The organism is Cellulomonas marina (assembly GCF_900111925.1).
Classification (GTDB): Bacteria; Actinomycetota; Actinomycetes; order Actinomycetales; family Cellulomonadaceae; genus Cellulomonas; species Cellulomonas marina.
Map to the genome: position 1 here is coordinate 12,857 of NZ_FOKA01000022.1, position 17,639 is coordinate 30,495.

Genomic DNA, 17,639 nt, shown 5'->3' on the forward strand with positions numbered 1-17,639 from the left:
ACCGTCAGGCGATCGTGGTGAGCAGCTGCCGGCACAGCTCCTCGCACGTGCGGCACTCCTCTGCGCAGATCCGGCAGTGCTCGTGCATGCCCGCGTGCTCCTCGCAGTGCGCGCCGCACGACCGGCAGGCCGTCACGCACGCCTGGAGCTGCGCCCGGGTGATCGCGGCGTCGTACGCCGTGTGCCGGGACAGCACCCGCACGGTGGTGGCGCAGATGTCGGCGCAGTCGAGGTCCGCGCGGATGCACGCGCGCAGGTCCGCCACGGCGTCCTCGGACAGGCAGGCGTCGGCGCAGGCCGTGCAGGCCTGCGCGCACGCCGCCGCGGCCTCGACCACCTGCGCCAGGAGGTCGTGGTCGAGGTCGACCTGGGCGGGGGTGGTGCGGATCATCTCGGCGACCTTCACGGCGGACCTCCTGCTCGACGGGGCGTCCCGGTGGGCGGCCGGGGCACCTCGTCGCGACCCGGCCGGTGGCACCGACGCTAGGGGCGGTGCCGGGGTCCCGCACCCGAGCCCGTCCCGCCCCCGAGGTGCCGACGCCTGCCCCGGGTCGTCCCGCCGGACCCTGCGGTGGCCGCGGTGCCCGTCGACGGGCAGCCTGGTCCCCGGGCGCAGGGCGCCGCCGGGGACGACCGACGGGACGGGGAGGCGCGTGACGCGCATCGAGGACTACGCCCTCATCGGCGACACGGAGACGGCGGCGCTCGTCGGGCGGGACGGCTCGGTCGACTGGCTGTGCCTGCCGCGGTTCGACTCCCCGGCGTGCTTCGCCGCCCTGCTCGACGACGAGCGCGCCGGCCACTGGCGGATCGCGCCGGTGGGCGCCGGTCACGCCACGCGGCGGCGCTACCGCGGCGACACCCTCGTCCTCGAGCAGGAGTGGGACACGCCCGACGGCACCGTCCGCGTCGTCGACCTCATGCCGCCGCGCGACGGCCTGCCGGACGTGGTGCGCCTCGTCGAGGGCGTGTCCGGGCGCGTCCGCGTGCGCAGCGCCCTGCGCCTGCGCCACGACTACGGGAGCGTGGTCCCGTGGGTGCGCCGCACCCCGACCGGCGTGCGCGCGGTGGCCGGCCCGGACGCGGTCCACCTCGACACCCCCGTCCCGCTGCACGGCGAGGACCTCGCGACGATCGGCGAGGTGGAGGTCGGGCCGGGCGACCGCGTGCCCTTCGTGCTCACGCACGCACCCTCGTGGCATCCCCACCCCCGGCACGTCGACGCGTTCCGCGCCCTCGACGAGACGGTCCGCTTCTGGGAGGGCTGGCTCGAGGACTTCACGTTCACGGTCGACCCGACGAGCCCCGCCGGGCGCGTGCCGGGCCGGTCGGAGCGGTGGACGGCCGCCGTGCGCCGGTCCCTCGTGCTGCTCAAGGCGCTCACGTACGGCCCGACGGGCGGGATCGTCGCGGCCGCGACGACGTCGCTGCCCGAGTGGATCGGGGGCGTGCGCAACTGGGACTACCGGTACTGCTGGCTGCGCGACGCCACGTTCACGCTCCAGGCGCTGCTCGGCACGGGCTTCGTCGAGGAGGCCGCCGCCTGGCGCGAGTGGCTGCTGCGGGCCGTCGCGGGGGACCCGGCCCGGCTGCAGATCATGTACGGGCTCGACGGCACGCGGCGGCTGCAGGAGTACGAGCTGCCGTGGTTGCGCGGCTACGAGGGGTCGTCGCCGGTCCGGGTGGGCAACGCCGCCGCGGACCAGTTCCAGCTCGACACCTGGGGCGAGGTGCTCGACGGCCTGCACCTGGGCCGCAGCGCCGGCCTCGAGACCGACGACACGGCCTGGGACCTGCAGAAGGCGCTGCTGGACCACCTGGAGGGGCACTGGCGGGACCCGGACAACAGCCTGTGGGAGGTGCGCGGGGAGCGCCGGCACTTCGTGCACTCGAAGGTGCTCGCGTGGACCGGCCTGGACCGGGCCGTGCAGGCCGTCGAGCAGTTCGGCCTCGACGGCCCGGTGGACCGCTGGCGGCGCACCCGGGACGAGATCCACGCGGAGGTGTGCGCGCGGGGGTTCGACGCGGACCGGGGCACCTTCACGCAGTCCTACGGCTCCCGCGGCCTGGACTCGGCGACCCTGCTGATCCCGCAGGTGGGGTTCCTGCCCTGGGACGACGAGCGCGTGGTCGGAACGGTCGACGCCGTGCAGCGCGAGCTGCTGCGCGACGGCTTCCTCCTGCGGTACGACACCGGCGCCGAGGGCGTCGACGGCCTGCCCGGCGACGAGGGCGCTTTCCTCGCCTGCACCTTCTGGCTGGCCGACGCCCTGCACGGCATCAGCCGGACCGACGAGGCCGTCGACGCCTTCGAGCGACTTCTCGGGCTGTGCAACGACGTGGGGATGCTTAGCGAGGAGTGGGACCCGCGCGCCGGCCGGCAGCTCGGCAACACGCCGCAGGCGTTCAGCCACGTCGGCCTCGTCAACACCGCCCGCCACCTGTCCGGCAGCCACCCGGCCGACCTGGACCCGCACCTCACCGCCGCGCACCGCGCCCGGCGCCGCGGCCTACCCGGCGGCGGCAGCGCGGAGCGAGGGCCCGTCTGAGCAGCACCCCCCGTCCGGCGTCCAGACCTGGGCGTCCCCGTCCGTCGCCGTCCGGCGCGGGCGGCCCGCACCCCAGGAGATCCCGATGCGCGCCCTCACCGTCGCCCCCGGCCAGGCCGGGTCCCTGCAGCTCACCGACCTGCCCGAGCCGGAGCCGGGTCCCGACGAGGTCCTCGTCGAGGGCCTCGCGCTCGGGGTCTGCGGCACGGACCGGGAGATCGCCGACGGCCTGTACGGCTGGGCGCCGCTGGGCCGCGACCGCCTCGTGCTCGGTCACGAGTCGCTCGGCCGGGTCCTGCGGGCGCCGGACGGCGGCGACCTGGCGCCCGGCGACCTCGTCGTCGGCATCGTGCGGCGGCCGGACCCCGTGCCGTGCGGCGCGTGCGCCCACGGGGAGTTCGACATGTGCCGCAACGGGGGCTACGTCGAGCGGGGCATCAAGCAGGTGGACGGCTACGGCAGCGAGCGGTGGGTCGTCGAGGCGGACTACGCCGTCCGGCTGGACCACGGCCTGGCCGAGGTGGGCGTGCTCATGGAGCCGACCACGGTCGTCGCCAAGGCGTGGGACCAGCTACGTCGGGTGGGGGAGCGCGCCTGGTTCGAGCCCCGGACCGCGGTCGTCACCGGCGCCGGGCCGATCGGCCTGCTCGCCGCGATGATCGGCGTGCAGCAGGGCCTGGAGGTGCACGTGCTGGACCGGGTCACCGACGGGGTCAAGCCCGAGCTCGTGCGCGACCTCGGGGCGACGTACCACCACGAGGGGCTGGAGGCGCTCGTGGAGCACGTGACGCCGGACGTCGTCATCGAGGCGACCGGCGTCGGGTCCCTGGTCCTCGGCGCGATCGGCGCGACCGCCTCGTACGGCATCACCTGCCTGACGGGCGTCTCGCCGGCCGGGCGCCGGCTGCAGGTGGACGCGGGCGCGCTCAACCGGGAGCTCGTGCTCGAGAACGACGCCGTCATCGGGTCGGTGAACGCCAACCACGGGCACTACCGGCTGGCCGCCCAGGCCCTCGCGCAGGCCGACGAGGAGTGGCTGCGGCGGCTCGTCACGCGGACCGTGCCCCTCGACCGGTACGCCGAGGCGTTCGAGGCGCAGGACGACGACGTCAAGGTCGTCGTCGACCTGACTTCCTGAGGTGCCCGCGAAAGGACTCGAACCTTCGACCTTCTGCTCCGGAGGCAGACGCTCTATCCACTGAGCTACGCGGGCGGGCGCCGGCGGACCGGCACGGGCAGGGAGCCTATCAGCCCTGCCGGTACGTGACCGTCAGCGTGTGCTGCTCGCCCGGCTCGAGCCGGACCGCGTCGGGGGCCACGGCGGCCGTCTCGACGCAGACGAACCCCCTGTGCTCGCCCGGTCCCACGTCCGCCATCCCGGCGGCGACCTCCGCGCCCGGGTTCCACACCACGGTCGCGGAGGCGCCGGCGGGCAGCACCTCCGTCGTCCCGTCGGCCGTGTCCAGCACGGTGCGCCCGCCGTGCGCGTAGGTCCGGTCGACCTGCCCGGGGAAGGTCACCGGCGTCCCGGCGGGTGCGTGCCGCCCGCCGTCGACGCGGTCGTCCCAGGGCGCGTCCTCCAGGCCGAGCACGCGGGTCCCGTCGAGGCCCGGCACCCGCAGGTAGGTGTGCAGCGCGGCCTCGTACGTCCAGGCCTCGTCGTCCGTGTTGGTGACGGTGAGCGCGAGGCCGAGCTCGCGTCCGACCGCCACCGCCAGGCGCGCGGAGAAGCGGTGGGGCCAGGCGCTCGCGCGCGTCGCCTCGTCGTCCTCGAGCCCGAGCACGACGCGGACGACGTCGCCGTCCACCTCGGACCCGACGAGGGACCACGGCACGCGCCGCGCGAACCCGTGCGCCGGGGCGGACCGGTCGTGCCCGTGCGGGCCGAACCACGGGAAGCAGACCGGGACGCCGCCGCGCACCGGCACGCCCGGCTCCCAGCGCGTCGCGGAGCTCAGCCACAGCCCGGGCCGGCCGCCCGCCGGCTGCCAGGACAGCACGTGCGCACCCTGCAGCAGCACGCGCGCCGTCGCCGCGGGACCTGTCACGTCGAGCGCCGGCATCCCGGGCGCGACCTCGACCGGGACGACCGCACCGCTCACCGCACCCCCGCTCACCGCGCCTCCGCTCACCGCGCCTCCGCTCACCGCGCCCCCGCTCACCGCGCCACCGCCGTGGGCCGCGCCTCGTCGTGCTGGGAGAGGAACTCCGACAGGTACGTGTTCGTCTCCTCCACGGCGCGCTCGACGTCCCCGGCGACGATGGCCTCGATGAGGCCGTCGTGCGCGTGGGGGCCGTGCGTGTCGCCGACGAAGTTGAACCGGATGTTCTCGCCGATGGCGTCGATGAGGTTGTCGTAGAGCGTCAGCAGCACCGGGTTGGCCGCGGCCAGCAGCACCGCGCGGTGCAGGGCGAGGTCCGTGGCGACCATGCGGTCCATGTCGCCGGCCTCGTAGGCGGCGGACCGCTCGTCGCGGCAGCGCAGGAGCGTGCTCGCGTCCGTGGCGGAGCGCCGCCGGGCTGCCAGGCGTCCTGCCTCGACCTCGAGCGCGCGGCGCACCTCGATGACGTCGCGCTGGCGGGCGTCGACCATGTGCCGACCCATGGACACCGCGAGCTCGGAGGTCGACAGCACGTAGGTGCCGGACCCCTGCCGCCGCTCGACGAGGCCGGAGTGCGCGAGGGACTGCACCGCCTCGCGCACGGTGTTGCGGCCCACGCCCAGCAGCTCGACGAGCGCCGGCTCCGGGGGGATGCGGGTGCCGACCGGCCACTCGCCGGAGACGATCCGTGCGCGCAGGGCCTCGACCGCGCCGTCGATGAGTCCGGTCCGTCGTGTCATCCCCGGAGGGCTCCCCGCTGCGGCATGGCGTGCAGTCAACACCGCGAGGTCGTCCCAGGGCCAGCGAGGTCGCCCCGGCGGACGACCGCCGGGCCGTGCCCACGGCCTCGGTACCCTGGCCCGGTGACCCCCCTCCAGCTGGCGCAGGCCGTCCGCGCCGCCCTCGTGCAGGCCGTCGAGGACGGCACCCTCGCGCTCGACCCGGCGCTGCTGCCCGACGAGGTGCGCATGGAGCGGCCGCGCCAGCGCGAGCACGGGGACTGGGCGACGAACGTCGCGCTGCAGCTGGGCAAGAAGGCCGGCACGAACCCCCGGGACCTGGCGGCCGACCTGGCGGCCCGGCTCGGCGCGACGCCGGGCGTCGCATCCGTCGAGGTGGCCGGCCCCGGCTTCCTCAACGTGCGCCTCGACGCAGCCGCCGCGGGCGAGCTCGCCCGCACCGTCGTCGAGCAGGGGGAGGCGTACGGCCGCAACGACACCCTCGCGGGGGTCGCGCTCAACCTCGAGTTCGTCTCGGCCAACCCGACCGGTCCGCTGCACATCGGCGGCGTGCGCTGGGCGGCGGTGGGGGACAGCCTCGCGCGCGTCCTGCAGGCCTCCGGCGCCTCGGTGACCCGGGAGTACTACTTCAACGACCACGGCGCGCAGATCGACCGCTTCGCCCGCTCGCTGCTGGCACGCGCCCTCGGTCAGGACGCGCCCGAGGACGGCTACGGCGGGCAGTACATCGCCGACATCGCCGACCGCGTCGTGGCCGACGCGCTCGCGGCGGGGGAGCCGGACCCGCGCACGCTGCCCGCTGCCGAGGCGACGGAGGCGTTCCGCGCCCGCGGCGTGGAGCTCATGTTCGGCGAGATCAAGGCCTCGCTGCACGCGTTCCGCGTCGACTTCGACGTGTACTTCCACGAGGACTCGCTGCACGAGAGCGGTGCGGTGGAGCGCGCGGTGGCCCGCCTGCGGGAGCTCGGCCACGTGTACGACGCCGACGGCGCCGTGTGGCTGCGCACCACGGACTTCGGCGACGACAAGGACCGTGTCGTCATCAAGTCCGACGGCGAGGCCGCGTACATCGCCGGTGACATCGCCTACTACCTCGACAAGCGCGAGCGCGGCGCCGACCGCGTCGTCATCATGCTCGGCGCCGACCACCACGGGTACATCGGCCGCATGATGGCCGTCTGCGCGGCCTTCGGGGACACCCCGCACGTCAACCTCGAGATCCTCATCGGGCAGATGGTGAACCTCGTGCGCGAGGGGCAGCCGATGCGCATGAGCAAGCGCGCGGGGACGGTCGTGACGATCGACGACCTCGTCGACGCGGTCGGCGTCGATGCCGCGCGGTACTCGCTGGCGCGCTCGTCGGCGGACTCGAGCATCGACCTCGACCTGGACCTGCTGTCCCGGGCGACGAACGAGAACCCGGTCTTCTACGTGCAGTACGCCCACGCCCGCACGGTCAACGTCGGGCGCAACGCGGCCGACGCCGGCGTGCGCCGCGAGGACGGCTTCGACGCCTCCCTGCTGGACCACGAGTCGGAGGCGGTGCTGCTTGGGCAGCTCGCGGAGCTGCCGCGGATCGTCGCGCAGGCCGCCGAGCTGCGCGAGCCGCACCGCGTCGCCCGCTACCTCGAGGAGCTGGCCGGCGCGTACCACAAGTGGTACGACCAGCGCCGCGTCACCCCCTTCGGCGACGAGACCGTCTCCGACACCCACCGCACGCGGCTGTGGCTCAACGACGCGACGCGGCAGGTCCTCGCCAACGGGCTGGGGCTGCTCGGGGTGAGCGCGCCGGAGCGGATGTGACCGGCGCCGCGGACGAGGCAGCCGGCGACGCAGCCGGCGACGGCCGTCCCGACGTCGCGGCCGGTCCCGCGCCGACGACGACCGGCACCCCCGTCCCCACCTCCGTGCCCGGCGAGCCGTGGTCGGCCGGCGTCACCCGGGGGCCCGACGGCGCCCTCCGGGTGGCCGGCGCCGACCTGCGCGAGCTCGTCGCCGCGCACGGCACGCCCGCCTACCTGCTCGACGAGGCCGACCTGCGTGCGCGGGCCCGCGCCTACCGGGACGCGTTCACCGAGGCCTTCGCCGCCGTGGGCGCCGGCGTGGACGTGTACTACGCCGGCAAGGCGCTGCTGACGGTCGCGGTGGCGCGGTGGGTGCACGACGAGGGGCTGCGCATCGACACCGCCACCGGCGGGGAGCTGGCCGTGGCGCTGCGAGCCGGCGTGCCCGGCGCCCACATCGGCCTGCACGGCAACAACAAGTCCGACGCGGAGCTCGAGGCCGCGGTGGCCGCCGGCGTCGGTCGGGTCGTGCTCGACTCGCTCGTCGAGATCGGGCGGGTGGCGGCCGTCGCGCAGCGGCACGGCGTGCGGGTGCCGGTCATGGTGCGCGTGACCACCGGCGTGCACGCGGGCGGCCACGAGTACATCTCGACCGCCCACGAGGACCAGAAGTTCGGGCTGTCCGTCGCCGTCCCGGCCGGGGCGCAGGACAGCCCGGCGATGACGGCGCTGCTCGCGGTGCTGGACCACCCGGGGCTCGAGCTCGTCGGGATCCACAGCCACATCGGCTCGCAGATCCTCGACGCGGAGGGCTTCGTCGTGGCCGCACGGGCCGTGCTCACGCTGCGCGGCGAGCTGGCCCGGCGCACGGGCGTGCTCGTGCCCGAGGTCGACCTCGGCGGCGGCTACGGCATCGCCTACCTGCCGGGCGAGCGCGCGCTGGACCCGGTGGTCGTCGCCGGGCGGCTCGCGCAGGGGGTCGCCGCGGTGGCGGCCGAGCTGGACCAGCCGCTGCCGCGGTTCTCCATCGAACCGGGCCGTGCGATCGCGGGGCCGGCGGGGCTGACGGTCTACGAGGTCGGCACGGTCAAGCCCGTGCGCACCGAGGACGGGACCGTACGGACGTACGTCTCCGTCGACGGCGGCATGAGCGACAACCTGCGCACCGCGCTGTACGGCGCGAGCTACCACGCCGAGCTCGGCGACCGGGTGTCGGACGCCCCGGGGGTGCCGGCGCGCGTGGTCGGCAAGCACTGCGAGAGCGGTGACGTGGTCGTGCGCGACGTGGTGCTGCCCGGCGACGTGCGCGCGGGCGACCTGCTCGTCGTCCCGGCCACCGGCGCCTACGGACGGTCGATGGCGTCCAACTACAACCAGGTGCCGCGCCCGCCCGTCGTCGCGGTCCGCGACGGGGCCGCCCGCGTCCTCGTGCGCCGCGAGACCGTCGAGGACCTGCTCGCGCTCGACCTGGGATAGCGCGTCCCGCGGACGGGCGCTCGCGGACGGACGCCCGGTCCCCGGCACCGCCACCCCTATCCTGTGACCCGCCCGCCCCGGACCACGCGGGTGCCGTCCTCGTCCTCCGGACGAGCCGCCGTACCGACCCATCGCCAGGAGGCAGCCCCCGTGAGCGCACCGAACCCGCGGCCGACGACGACCGGGGGCGCGCCGCTGCGGGTCGCCCTGCTCGGCTGCGGCGTCGTCGGGACGGAGGTCGTGCGGCTGCTCACGACGCAGGCGGCGGAACTCGCCTCCCGCGTGGGCGCGCCGCTCGAGCTCGTCGGCGTCGCGGTCCGCGACGTGTCGGCACCCCGCGACGCCGTCGTCGACCGGGCCCTGCTGACGACGGACGCCGAGGCGCTGGTGGACCGCGCGGACGTCGTCGTGGAGGTCATGGGCGGCATCGAGCCGGCCCGCGGGCTGCTCCTGCGCGCGCTGCGCGGCGGCGCGTCGGTCGTCACCGCCAACAAGGCGCTCCTGGCGCAGGACGGGCCCACCCTCTACGCCGCGGCGGACGCCGCGGGCGTCGACCTGTACTTCGAGGCCGCGGTCGCGGGTGCCATCCCCATCGTCCGGCCGGTGCGGGAGTCGCTCGTCGGGGACCGGGTGCGCCGGGTGCTCGGCATCGTCAACGGCACGACGAACTACGTCCTCGACCGGATGGCCACCGACGGCCTCGACCTGGCCGCCGCCGTCGCCGAGGCGCAGGCGCTGGGCTACGCGGAGGCCGACCCGACGGCCGACGTCGAGGGCCACGACGCCGCCGCGAAGGCCGCCATCCTCGCCTCCCTCGCGTTCCACACCCGGGTGCGGCTCGACGACGTCGACCGCACCGGGATCACCGGGCTCACGGCGCAGGACGTCGCGTGGGCGGCGCGCACAGGCCACGTCCTGAAGCTGCTCGCGGTCGCCGAGCAAGTGGACGGGCCGGACGGCGGCGCCCTGGACGTGCACGTCCGCCCGGCGCTCGTCCCCGCCGGGCACCCCCTGGCCGGTGTGCGCGGCGCCTTCAACGCGGTCTTCGTCGAGGCGGAGGCCGCGGGGGAGCTCATGTTCTACGGGCGCGGCGCCGGCGGGGCGCCGACGTCGTCGGCCGTGCTGGGCGACGTCGTGTCGGTGGCCCGGCACCGCGTGCTGGGCGGTCGCGGCCCGGTCGAGTCCTCCTACGCCGAGCTGCCCGTGCAGGACCCCGGGCTCGCGCGCAGCCGCTTCCAGCTCCGCCTCGAGGTCGACGACCGGCCCGGCGTGCTCGCCCAGGTCGCCTCCGAGCTCGCCGAGCGCGGGATCTCCATCGAGGCGGTGCAGCAGACCGTCGAGCCCGACGGCGCGGCGGGTGCAGCCGTGCTCGTCCTCACCACCCACACCGCCACCGCCGCGGCCCTGCACGCGACGGTCGAGGCGCTGCGGGACCTCGACGCCGTCCGCGACGTGGTCTCCGTGCTGTCCGTCCTGCGAGTCGAGGAGCCCTGATGGCCCACCAGTGGCGTGGCGTGATCGCCGAGTACGCCGACCGCCTGCCGGCGCACGTGCAGCGCACCGTCGTCACCCTGGCCGAGGGCGGCACACCGCTCGTGCCGCTGCCGGTGCTCTCCGAGCGCATCGGGGCCGAGGTGTTCGCGAAGGTCGAGGGCATGAACCCGACCGGGTCCTTCAAGGACCGCGGGATGACGACGGCGATGTCGGCGGCGGCGGACCGCGGCGCGAAGGCCGTCGTGTGCGCGAGCACGGGCAACACCTCCGCGGCGGCCGCCGCCTACGCGACGCGCGCCGGCATGGTCTGCGCGGTCCTCGTGCCCGACGGCAAGATCGCCATGGGCAAGCTGTCCCAGGCGATCGCGCACGGCGCCCGCCTCCTGCAGGTCGACGGCAACTTCGACGACTGCCTCGTCGCCGCCCGCAAGCTGGCCGAGGCGTACCCCGTCGAGCTCGTCAACTCGGTCAACCCGGACCGCATCGAGGGGCAGAAGACCGCCGCGTTCGAGGTCGTCGACGCCCTCGGCGACGCGCCGGACATCCACGTCCTGCCGGTCGGCAACGCGGGCAACATCACCGCCTACTGGAAGGGCTACCGCGAGTACGCGGGGCTCGACGCCGGCGCGGACCTGCCGGCGCTCGCCACCCGGACCCCCGCCATGTGGGGCTTCCAGGCCGCCGGCGCCGCGCCGATCGTGCTCGGCCACCCCGTCACGCACCCCGAGACGGTCGCCACGGCGATCCGGATCGGCAACCCGGCCTCCTGGCCCCAGGCGCAGGAGGCGCGGGACACGTCGGGGGGCCTGGTCGAGGCCGTGACCGACGAGCAGATCCTCGCCGCGCACCGGTTCCTGTCCGCCGAGAACGGGGTCTTCGTCGAGCCGGCGTCGGCCGCAGGGATCGCGGGCCTGCTGGCGCTGCACGAGCAGGGGCGCGTCCCGGCCGGCGCCCGGATCGTCGTGACGGTCACCGGCCACGGCCTCAAGGACCCGCAGTGGGCCCTGCGCGCCGCCGACGGCAGCGACGTCGTCCCCGAGCGCGTGGGCGCCGACGTCGTGTCGGTCGCCGCCGCGCTCGGCCTCTGACCGCCGTGCGCCTGCGCACGGAGCACGTGCGGGTGCGGGTGCCCGCGACCAGCGCGAACCTCGGCCCCGGCTACGACGCCCTCGGCCTCGCCCTCGACCTGCAGGACGAGGTCGAGGTGTGGGCGCACCCGCGGGCGGCGGTCACGGTGGAGGTCGTCGGCGAGGGGGCCGGGGAGGTGGCCGACGACGAGCGGCACCTCGTCGCCCGCGCGCTGCTCGAGACGCTCGACGAGGTGGGGGCGCCGCGGACGGGCCTGCACCTGCGGTGCACCAACCGGATCCCGCACGGGCGCGGGCTCGGGTCGTCCGCCGCCGCGGTCGTCGGCGGCATCCTCGCCGCCCGCGCGCTGCTGGGGGAGCCCGACGAGCTCGACGCGGCCGCGGTGCTGACCCTCGCCACCCGGCTCGAGGGGCACCCCGACAACGCGGCGCCCGCGGTGCTCGGCGGGCTCACCCTCGCCTGGACGCCCGGGCCGCACGCGGTCGGGCTGCCGCTGCACCCGTCCGTGGTGCCGCTCGTCGCGGTGCCGCCGGTCCGCCTGGCCACCGCACGGGCGCGCTCGGTCCTGCCCGCGCAGGTGCCGCACGCCGACGCCGCGTTCGCGCTGGCGCGGGCGGCACTGCTCGTCGAGGCGCTGGGCCGCCGGCCGGAGCTGCTGCTCGCGGCGACCGCCGACCGGCTCCACCAGGAGTACCGGCGCGAGGTCATGCCCGACTCGCTCGCGCTCGTGGACGTCCTGCGGCGGGCGGGGGTGCCGGCCGTGGTGTCGGGGGCGGGGCCGACCGTCCTCGTGCTCGGCGTCCGCGACGCCGACGGGCGGGTGCCGGCGGCGGAGGCGCTCGACGCCGCCTTCGGCGGGGCGATGGTGGGCTGGCGCGTCCTGAGCCCGGGCGTCGCGACGCGGGGAGGGCACGCCGTCGGGGCGTGACCCGGGGCGGCCGGCTGGTCCACCGGCCGGTCGATCGGCAGGTCGATCGGCAGGTCGATCCGAGGGGCGCGGCGCTGCGCCGTGCGGGTGGTCCTCGACGTGATCTGCGTCGCCGTCCAGGGCCGCGAGGGGCCCGGGTGCTATTGTCCTCCCGTCCCCCCGAGACCGGCGCTGCCCTACCGGTGCCGTCGGCGCACCTCCGCCGCACGGCCCCGCCCGAGCCCGCCGGCCCCGACGAGCCCCGCTCCATGGCGGAGTCGAGGCGGAGTCCGGCGGGGGACGATCCCAGCCGCTGCTCGCACCGACACCGGTGACCGCGGCGCTCCAACCCCGTGCCGGCACGCGCCCGCACGGACCGGCCGTCCCGCAGCGGCGGCCGCCGACGAGGGGGAAGGGTCCTTCGTGACAGACACCATCCAGCCTGCCGTGAGCACCTCCGGCGGGTCCGCCCCTGACGCCGCCATCGCGGCGATGCGCCTGCCGGAGCTGCAGGCGCTGGCCGCCCAGCTGGGCGTGCGGGGCACGAGCAAGATGCGCAAGGGGGACCTGGTGCAGGCGATCCGCGGGGCGAGCGGCGGGCAGCGCCCGCAGCCGCTCGAGACGTCCCGCACCGCGACGACCGTCACGGCCGACGGCACCGACGCCGCGCCGGCCACGCGCGCGCCGCGCCGCCGCGCCACGCGCGCCACGGCCCCGGCCGACGCGACGGCGGCGTCGGCCGAGGTCACCGCGACGACGACCCCGACGACGGCCCCCACGACGACCCCGAGCACGACCCCGAGCACGACGGCGGGCGCCGCTGCTCCGGGTGCCGACGAGCGTCCCGGCGCGACGGCGGTCGCCACGACGGCAGCGACGACGACGAGCGTGCCGGCGCTGGAGCTGCCGGCCGCCCGTCCCGAGGTGGCGGCCCGGCGCACCGCGCCCGACGCGACGGGGGCGCGCGGCGACGAGCGCCGTCGCCCCGTCCGTGACGAGCGGGGCGAGTCGCCGCGCACGGACGACCGGCGCCCGGACGCCCGCGGCACCGAGCCCGACGGCGACGCCGCGGACGCCCCGACCGGGGCCCGCGCCCGTCGCCCGCGGCGCGAGGACGCGCTCGCCGGGCTCGAGGCGGCCCTCGACGCCCGCCTCGGCGGCGAGGCGGACGACCGCGGCGGCGACCGTCGCACCCGCCGGGGCCCCCGCGGCACCGAGGGCGACGCGGTCGGCCAGCCGGCGCGCGGCCGCGACACCGCGGGGCGCGACGCCCTCGGGACCGGTGCCCGTGAGGGCCAGCCCCGCGAGGGCCAGGTCCGCGAGCTCCCGACCGGGGACGGCCTGACCGGCGACGGCCAGGGCTTGCGCCAGGTCGGCGGCGACGGCTACGAGGACGACGAGCGCGGCGGACGTCGCCGGCGCTCACGCGACCGGTTCCGCGACCGCGACACCCGCAAGCGGGGCCGCGGGCGCGTGCCCGGCGACCTCGTCGGCGACGTCGAGGTCGACGTGGCGGACGACGACGTGCTGCTGCCCATCGCGGGCATCCTCGACGTCCTCGACTCCTACGCGTTCGTCCGCACCACCGGGTACCTGCCGGGGCCGAACGACGTCTACGTCTCCCTCGGCCAGGTGAAGAAGGCCGGCCTGCGCCGGGGCGACGCCATCACCGGTGCGGTGCGCCAGCCGCGCGAGGGCGAGAGCACGGCGCCCGGCGCCCGGACGAACAAGTTCAACGCGCTCGTCCGCCTCGACACGGTCAACGGCCTGACGCCGGAGGAGGCGCGCCAGCGGCCCGAGTTCACCAAGCTGACGCCGCTCTACCCGCAGGAGCGCCTGCGCCTGGAGTCCGAGCCGAACCGGCTGACCCCGCGCGTCATCGACATCGTCGCCCCGATCGGCAAGGGGCAGCGCGGCCTCATCGTCGCGCCCCCCAAGGCCGGCAAGACGATCATCATGCAGCAGATCGCCAACGCGATCACCACGAACAACCCCGAGGTCCACCTCATGGTCGTGCTCGTCGACGAGCGCCCCGAGGAGGTCACGGACATGGAGCGGACGGTCAAGGGCGAGGTCATCGCCTCGACCTTCGACCGCCCCGCCTCCGACCACACGGTCGTCGCCGAGCTGGCCATCGAGCGGGCCAAGCGCCTCGTCGAGCTGGGCCAGGACGTCGTGGTGCTGCTGGACTCGCTCACGCGCCTGTCCCGGGCCTACAACCTCGCCGCGCCGGCGTCGGGCCGCATCCTGTCCGGCGGCGTGGACGCCGCGGCGCTGTACCCGCCGAAGCGCTTCTTCGGTGCGGCGCGCAACATCGAGCACGGCGGGTCGCTGACGATCCTCGCGTCGGCCCTCGTCGAGACGGGCTCGAAGATGGACGAGGTCATCTTCGAGGAGTTCAAGGGCACGGGGAACATGGAGCTGCGGCTGTCCCGCTCGCTGGCGGACAAGCGCATCTTCCCGGCGGTGGACGTCAACGCCTCCGGCACCCGCCGCGAGGAGATCCTCATCGCGCCCGACGAGCTCAAGATCGTCTGGAAGCTCCGCCGGGTCATGGGCGGGCTCGACCAGCAGCAGGCCGTCGAGCTGCTCATCGGCAAGCTGCGCGAGACGCGGTCGAACGTCGAGTTCCTCCTGCAGGTGCAGAAGACGACGCCCGCGGGTGCCGGCGCCGGCGACGACACGCTGGGCCGCACGGTCTGACGCCCTCGTCGCCCCCGCCCACGGCCCGTCCCGCACCTCGGGGCGGGCCGTCGGCGTCCGGGGCGCGCCTCAGGACACGTCCCAGAGCAGCCGGTAGAAGGCGTTGCGGCGCGGGTCGGGCGTGACGCCGTACGCGGCGACGACGAGGTGCTCGTACCCCGGCCCGTGGTTCCAGGTGAACGACCACGCCGCCACGGCGAGGTCCGCCCACCGGTCGGCCACCCCGAGCCGGCCGAGGTCGACGTGACCGGTCGCGGCGCCGTCGTCGCCGAGCAGCGCGTTGGGCGTGCAGGCGTCCCCCTGGCAGACGACGGGGTCGACGGGCGGCGGGTCCGCGAGCCGCGCGAGGACCTCCGCGGGTCCGAGCGCGGCGTGCTCCGGTGCCCAGGCGGCGGGCCCGTCGCCGGCGGCGAGCCGGGCGCGGGCGGCCGCGACGCGGTCCTCGAGCGACCACGTGAACGGGCAGCCGGCGACGGGGAGGGCGTCGTGCAGGGCCCGCAGGCCGGCGCCCACCCCGGCCGCGGCCCGTGCCGGGTCGCGGCGCCAGCGCGCGTCGACGGCCGACGTGCCGGTCAGCGCGGCGGTGCGCAGCCAGGTGCCGTCCGCGTCCTCGCCACGGGCCAGGACCTCGGGGACCGCGGCGTGGGGCCGCGCCCACGCCAGCCGCGCGGCCTCGGCCGCGAGGTCGAGGCCGGACCCGTGCGGGGCCCACTTCAGGAAGCCCGTCGTCCCGGTGCCCGCGGGTGCGGTCTCCTGCACGCGGTAGGTCAGGCCCCCGCGCTCGTTGCGCCACACGGGCGTGGCGGTGGCGCCCGCGGCGACGAGCCGGCGCACGACCGCCGGCGTCGGTGTACCGGGCGGGGGCGGGCCGGCGAGGGGCGGGCGCCGGTCGGCCCCGGAGTCCGTGACGAGGGGCGGCGACGGGCGCCGGCCCGGGCGTGGGGTCACCGACGGCGGGCCGCCCGGGCGGCGGGGGTCGCCGGGGCCCTGGGGGCCGACCGCGCGGCGAGGGCACGGGCGTAGGCCGCCTCGACGCCGTCGAGCACCGCGTCGCGCTCGTGGCGCCGGGCGACGGCCCGCTGCCCGGCGACGGCCACGCGACGAGCGGGCGGGTCGTCGACCCAGCGCGCGAGCGCCGCGGCGAAGGCGCGCACGTCCCGGGCCTCGACGAGCTGGTCCTCGAGGCCCTCCATCGTCGCCCGGTAGCCGGGGTTGTCCCCGGCCAGGACGACCCCGCGCGCGCACGCGAGCGCCTCCACCACGGAGATGCCGAAGCTCTCCCCGCCGGTGGACGGCAGCACGACGACGTCGGCGCCGGCCAGCAGCGCGGGCTTGTCCGCCTCCGCGACGAACCCCGGCAGCGTGACCCGGTCGGCCAGACCCGCCGCGGCCAGCGCGCGCCGGAGCTCGGCCTCCAGGGGACCGCGGCCGGCGAGCACGAGGTGCCACGGCCGGCGCGTGAGCCGGTGCCGGGCGAGGTGGTCCAGCGCGGCGACGAGCTCGCGCGCGCCCTTGCGCTCGACGAGCCGGCCGAGGAAGACGAGGCGCACGGGCCGGTCGGGGTCGTCCTCGTCGCCGACGGAGGTGCCGGGGGCGCCCGGGACGGGAGCGCCCGGGCCGGGGGCGTCCGCACCGACCCCGGCGCCGGCGGCCTGCAGCCCGGCGAGGTCCAGCGGCATGCCGAGCACCGTGGTGCGCAGCCCGAAGGCACGCCGCGCCAGGTCGGCGGCGGGCGTGGACAGGGCGAGGACCTCGTCGAACCGGCGCAGCGTCGGGCGTGCGACCACGGCCAGGGCGCGCGCGCCGGCCTCGACCACCGGCGACTCCGTCGCGATGAGGAAGGTGCCGACGACGCCGACGTGCGCCGGCACCCGCGCCACCACCCGCCCGGCGAGGAGGGGGGAGTACGGCATGGCGACGTGCAGCACGTCGACGGGCACCTCCGCCAGCAGGCGGCGCACCGCGGTGGCCGGCGCGGGCAGGGGGGTGCGCAGCAGGTTGCCGTTGAAGCTGACGCCGGTGTGCCGTCCGAGGACGTGCAGCCCGGGCAGGTCGGTGCGCTCGGTGGTCGAGGCGACGAGGTGCACGTCGTGACCGCGTCCCCGCAGGCCGGCGGCCACCGCCAGCACGTACTGCTGGACGCCGTCGGGGCGGTCCAGGCCGTCGTCGAGGACGAGGGCCACCGTGAGGCGACGGGGGGTGCCGGCGGCCGCGGCGGTGCGGTCGTCGGGCGGCACCCCGACAGCATAGGGACCGAGAGCATGGGGACCGAGAGCATGGGGACCGAGGCGGACCGGCAGGAGGACGGGTGCCAGGACCGGGCGGGGAGCCGGGACGACGGCGGGCACCTGGTTCGGGAAGGTGGAGGGGGTCCGCGGTGTTGTGGCAGACTGTCCGGTCGGTCTGCGGTTCACCTGTGCGAGCCCGCGCGGGACCCGGAGACGCAACCCCCTGAGGAGAACCCCCCGTGAAGGCTGACATCCACCCGCAGTACGTGCCCACCCAGGTGGTCTGCACGTGCGGCGCCACGTTCGTGACGCGCTCGACGGTGACCTCCGGCGAGATCCGCGCCGACGTGTGCAGCGCCTGCCACCCGTTCTACACGGGCAAGCAGAAGATCCTCGACACCGGCGGCCGCGTGGCCCGCTTCGAGGCCCGCTACGGCAAGCGGTCCGCCAAGTAGCACCCCCGCAGCGCCGGCACCGGCGCGGTCGACGGCCCTCCATGGTCGTGACCGCGTCCGGTGCCGGCGCTGTGTCGTTCCCGGACCGTGCCGCCCTGCCAGGCGCCGCGCG

The 17,639-nt window shown here is 76.7% G+C and carries 14 protein-coding genes and 1 tRNA gene; 9 read left to right on the forward strand and 6 right to left on the reverse strand.

The genetic code is table 11. The features are described 5' to 3' along the window. Nucleotides 1-4 precede the first annotated feature (4 nt). Complete coding sequence (locus tag BM048_RS16900; protein WP_090035104.1) at nt 5-391, reverse strand: four-helix bundle copper-binding protein; 387 nt, start codon at nt 389-391, stop codon at nt 5-7. A gap of 262 nt (nt 392-653) precedes the next feature. Between BM048_RS16900 and BM048_RS16905 the strand changes: the two genes are divergently transcribed. Next, a complete protein-coding gene (locus tag BM048_RS16905; RefSeq protein ID WP_090035011.1) occupies nt 654-2,549 on the forward strand; it encodes a glycoside hydrolase family 15 protein in 1,896 nt (631 codons plus the stop codon). An 85-nt stretch (nt 2,550-2,634) separates the two neighbouring features. Then, entirely contained in the window at nt 2,635-3,687 is a 1,053-nt protein-coding gene (locus BM048_RS16910) for a glucose 1-dehydrogenase (RefSeq protein ID WP_090035014.1), read from the forward strand. A gap of 2 nt (nt 3,688-3,689) precedes the next feature. Here BM048_RS16910 and BM048_RS16915 read toward each other — a convergent pair. The 3 genes from BM048_RS16915 to BM048_RS16925 form a co-directional block, all read right to left on the reverse strand. Further along, a tRNA-Arg gene (locus BM048_RS16915) sits at nt 3,690-3,762 on the reverse strand. Nucleotides 3,763-3,796: 34 nt separating this feature from the next. Beyond that, nucleotides 3,797-4,666, reverse strand: a complete 870-nt coding sequence (locus tag BM048_RS16920; RefSeq protein WP_090035017.1) for a D-hexose-6-phosphate mutarotase — start codon at nt 4,664-4,666, stop codon at nt 3,797-3,799. Between the two features lie 41 nt (nt 4,667-4,707). Next, complete coding sequence (locus BM048_RS16925; RefSeq protein ID WP_090035019.1) at nt 4,708-5,391, reverse strand: FadR/GntR family transcriptional regulator; 684 nt, start codon at nt 5,389-5,391, stop codon at nt 4,708-4,710. Between the two features lie 123 nt (nt 5,392-5,514). On the opposite strand from BM048_RS16925, the gene argS reads away from it, so the two are divergent. The 6 genes from argS (at nt 5,515) to rho (ending at nt 14,844) form a co-directional block, all read left to right on the forward strand. Next, nucleotides 5,515-7,194, forward strand: coding sequence for an arginine--tRNA ligase (gene argS, locus BM048_RS16930; RefSeq protein WP_090035020.1), 1,680 nt, complete (start codon nt 5,515-5,517; stop codon nt 7,192-7,194). 104 nt (nt 7,195-7,298) lie between these two features. After that, the gene (lysA, locus tag BM048_RS16935; protein ID WP_090035107.1) at nt 7,299-8,651 is read left to right on the forward strand and encodes a diaminopimelate decarboxylase; all 1,353 of its coding nucleotides are present in this window, start codon (nt 7,299-7,301) and stop codon (nt 8,649-8,651) included. 150 nt (nt 8,652-8,801) lie between these two features. After that, nucleotides 8,802-10,145 (forward strand): homoserine dehydrogenase, encoded by a 1,344-nt coding sequence (locus BM048_RS16940; RefSeq protein WP_090035023.1) that lies wholly within the window; start codon nt 8,802-8,804, stop codon nt 10,143-10,145. Further along, nucleotides 10,145-11,233 carry a threonine synthase gene (gene thrC, locus BM048_RS16945; protein WP_090035025.1) on the forward strand — a complete coding sequence of 363 codons (1,089 nt, stop codon included), beginning with the start codon at nt 10,145-10,147 and terminating at the stop codon, nt 11,231-11,233. The genes BM048_RS16940 and thrC overlap by 1 nt, the downstream gene beginning before the upstream one ends. 5 nt (nt 11,234-11,238) lie before the next feature. Continuing rightward, nucleotides 11,239-12,162, forward strand: a complete 924-nt coding sequence (gene thrB, locus BM048_RS16950) for a homoserine kinase (RefSeq protein ID WP_090035027.1) — start codon at nt 11,239-11,241, stop codon at nt 12,160-12,162. Between the two features lie 402 nt (nt 12,163-12,564). Then, nucleotides 12,565-14,844, forward strand: coding sequence for a transcription termination factor Rho (rho, locus tag BM048_RS16955; protein ID WP_090035029.1), 2,280 nt, complete (start codon nt 12,565-12,567; stop codon nt 14,842-14,844). A gap of 69 nt (nt 14,845-14,913) precedes the next feature. Here the strand turns inward: rho and BM048_RS16960 are convergent, their stop codons facing one another. Next, on the reverse strand, nt 14,914-15,678 hold the full coding sequence (locus tag BM048_RS16960; protein ID WP_090035110.1) for a phosphotransferase: 765 nt from the start codon (nt 15,676-15,678) through the stop codon (nt 14,914-14,916). Between the two features lie 110 nt (nt 15,679-15,788). Continuing rightward, entirely contained in the window at nt 15,789-17,081 is a 1,293-nt protein-coding gene (locus BM048_RS16965) for a glycosyltransferase family 4 protein (protein ID WP_175499612.1), read from the reverse strand. A gap of 230 nt (nt 17,082-17,311) precedes the next feature. On the opposite strand from BM048_RS16965, the gene rpmE reads away from it, so the two are divergent. Continuing rightward, nucleotides 17,312-17,527 carry a 50S ribosomal protein L31 gene (rpmE, locus tag BM048_RS16970; RefSeq protein WP_090035034.1) on the forward strand — a complete coding sequence of 72 codons (216 nt, stop codon included), beginning with the start codon at nt 17,312-17,314 and terminating at the stop codon, nt 17,525-17,527. The last annotated feature ends 112 nt before the right edge of the window (nt 17,528-17,639 follow it).